We start from the raw sequence: 2,449 nt of genomic DNA on the forward strand, positions 1-2,449 counted from the left end.
TCCGCAACGACACCGGCGTCACCGAAGGCTCCGAAATCTCGATGTTCTACGATCCGATGCTCGCCAAGCTGTGCACCTGGGCGCCGACGCGTCTGGAAGCCATCGATGCCATGTCGGAAGCGCTCGACAGCTTCGTCGTCGACGGAATCGAGCACAACATTCCGTTCCTGGCTGCCTTGATGCAGCATCAGCGTTGGCGGGAAGGGCGGATATCGACCGCTTTCATATCGGAGGAATATCCCGACGGTTTCGCGCCGGTCGTGCCGAACGACGACGAGAAAGCGGTGCTGGCGTCGATCGCGACCGCAGTGGAACTGCTGCGACGTGATCGGCTTGACCGGCTGGGCGGGCGCCTGGCGCCGCATTCGGGAGCGCTGAAGCGCGACTGGGTCGTGAAGATCGATGATGACTATCTGTCGGCGTCCATCATCGAGGGCATGATTTCCATTCCGATGGAAGTCGATCTGTCGATCGCGGGCGGCAAGGCGCTGACCGTTGCATCCGGCTGGCGGCCGGGCGATCTGGTCTGGCGCGGTACGGTCGGCAAGCGCAAGGTTACGGCTCAGGTCAGGCCGGTCGCCAATGGCTTTCGCATCGCCTGGAAAGGCATGTCGGTGACCGCGCGCGCCATGCTGCCGCGCACCGCCGAACTGGAAAGGCTGATGCCCGAAAAGGTGGCGCCGGACACGTCGAAGCTGCTGCTTTGCCCGATGCCTGGCCTTGTCGTGTCGATTGCCGTTGCCGAAGGCCAGGAGGTCAAGGCAGGCGAGACATTGGCGGTGGTCGAAGCGATGAAGATGGAAAACGTGCTGCGTGCCGAACGCGACCTTGTCGTCTCCAAACTCAACGCCAAGCCTGGCGACAGCCTGGCTGTCGACGCTGTGATCATGGAGTTTGCTTAGGGCTAGCCGGGCAGGCAGCCTGTGATCAGCAGTGGTTTGTGCTGGACTGGCATCGCGCGGTCCCGGACAATACATCTCCATCGACTCAAGGACCTTCACGCAGCACCATGGCCGACGAAAAACTCCCCCGCGATCCCTTGAAGCGAGAAGCGGCGATTGCTGCGGCGCGGCCGGAGGCCCCGGCGCGGCCCTTCGTCCATTTGCTCGTGCATTCGGCCTATTCGCTGCTGGAAGGCGCCTTGCAGATCGGCAAGGTGGTGGCTCATGCGGTCAAGGACGAAGCCCCGGCCATCGCCGTTACCGACACCAACAACCTGTTTGGCGCGCTCGAATTCGCGCAGAAGGCGGTGAAGGACGGCATCCAGCCGATCATCGGCTGCCAGACGGCGCTCGCCTTTTCCGGCGAAAACAGCGATGGCCAGCGCGACCGCCGACGGCAAGGTCCCGATATGCGGCCGGTCGTTCTGCTTGCCGCGACCGAGGCGGGCTATTCCAATCTGGTCAGGCTGGTCAGCCGCGTCTACCTCGAAACGCCGCCGGGCGAAGCCGTGCACCTGACCACGGAAATGATGGAAGGCTATTGTGACGGGTTGATCTGCCTCAGCGGCGGACCGCGCGGACCGATCGGCACCGCGCTCAAGGAAGATCGCCGCGATCTGGCCGAAGCCCGGCTTCTGACTCTCAAGGAGATGTTCGGCGACCGGCTCTATGTCGAGCTTGATCGGGTTTCCGGTTATGATCGCGTGATCGAAAAATCCTCGATCGATCTGGCCTATGCCCATGAACTGCCGCTGGTCGCCACCAACGAGGCGTTCTTTTCCTCTCGCGACGACTATGACGCACATGACGCGCTGATTGCCATTGCCGAGGGATCGGTCGTTGCCGCCGACAACCGCCGCCGGCTGTCGCCCGACAATTTCCTGCGCAGCCAGGCCGATATGGCAAGGCTCTTTGCCGACCTGCCGGAGGCGATCGACAACACTGTCGAGATCGCGCTGCGCTGCTCCTATTACCCGAAGAACCGCAATCCGATCCTGCCGCGCTTCACCGGCGGCGATGTCGCCGACAATGACGCCGCCGTGCAGGCGGAAGCCGACGAACTGGCCCGCCAGGCCCATGAGGGGCTCGACGCGCGCCTTGCCATGCATGGCCCGACCGCGGGCTATACGGTCGAGCAATACCGCGAGCGGTTGAACTTCGAGCTTGGCATCATCACCAAGATGAAGTTTCCCGGCTACTTCCTGATCGTTGCCGACTTCATCAAATGGGCCAAGGCGCAAGGCATTCCGGTCGGGCCTGGCCGCGGTTCGGGCGCAGGCTCGCTGGTCGCCTATTCGACCACCATCACCGACATTGATCCGCTGCGCTTCTCGCTGCTGTTCGAGCGCTTCCTCAATCCCGACCGCGTGTCGATGCCCGACTTCGACATCGACTTCTGCCAGGATCGGCGCGAGGAGGTCATCCGCTACGTCCAGCAGAAATACGGCCGCGACCAGGTCGGCCAGATCATCACCTTCGGTACGCTGCAGGCGCGCGCCGTGCTGCGC

Annotated in this window: 2 protein-coding genes; both read left to right on the forward strand. The window is 63.3% G+C overall.

Features of this window, described 5'->3' with window-relative positions:
• On the forward strand, positions 1–902 hold a 902-nt coding region (locus tag EN884_RS32955; protein WP_128361006.1), incomplete at its 5' end, for a biotin/lipoyl-containing protein.
• 107 nt (positions 903–1,009) lie between these two features.
• Positions 1,010–2,449 (forward strand): DNA polymerase III subunit alpha (gene dnaE / locus EN884_RS32960; protein ID WP_128361007.1); only part of this gene is annotated, 1,440 nt, incomplete at its 3' end.

This window comes from Mesorhizobium sp. M7A.F.Ca.AU.001.01.1.1, assembly GCF_004022735.1.
Classification (GTDB): domain Bacteria; phylum Pseudomonadota; class Alphaproteobacteria; order Rhizobiales; family Rhizobiaceae; genus Mesorhizobium; species Mesorhizobium ciceri.